1 pseudogene is annotated in these 729 nt (G+C 73.4%); it reads left to right on the forward strand.

Annotation, left to right across the window (positions count from 1 at the left end):
- Window positions 1–729, forward strand: a pseudogene (locus tag ESO86_RS19575) (ATP-binding protein); the annotation flags it as partial.

Raw genomic sequence — 729 nt, forward strand, 5'->3', positions numbered from 1 at the left:
CGGTGAGCCGCGCCCAGGTCGAGACCGTCGCCGGGCGGGCGCTGGGCGCCTTCGGACTCGTGTTCGGCGCGCAGACGGTGCCGACGGCCATCGACGAGGCGCGCTTCATGGCGGACGGCGCGGGCGTGGCGATGATGGCGGTCGTCTACGGCACGATCGCCGCGCTCGCCGCGGCGACGTTCACGCGCGTCGCGGTGCGGGTGGCGGCCCTCGCGTTCGCGACGATCTACGTCATCGCGCTCCTCGCCTGGCCGTTCCTGCTGGTCGACACGGCGGCCATGACGGGACGCACGCCATGGCTCTACTACCTCTGCACGGTCGCGACCACCGCGGCGGTGATCGCGCTGCCGGTCGTGCCGGCCGCTGCGTACACCATCGCGGTTCCCGCGATCTACGGCGTCGTGCGGCTGAGCCCGTCCGGCGGCAGTGCCGGCGCCCTCCTCTCGGTGCTCGACACCATGTACGCGGTGATCCTCGGCGTCGTCGTGCTGGTGATCATCACCATGCTCAGGCAGGCCGCGATCGCGGTGGATGCCGCGCAGGAGGCCGCGCTCGAACGCTACGACGCCGTGGCGCGGCGTCACGCGATCGAGATCGAGCGCGTGAAGGTCGACGCACTCGTGCACGACAGCGTGCTGACGACGTTGCTCTCGGCGGCGGCGTCCCGGACGCCCGCCGAGCGCGCGCTGGCCGCGCGCATGGCCGGCGACGCGGTCCGCAGGCTCGACG

Source organism: Agromyces binzhouensis (assembly GCF_004135055.1).
GTDB lineage: Bacteria > Actinomycetota > Actinomycetes > Actinomycetales > Microbacteriaceae > Agromyces > Agromyces binzhouensis.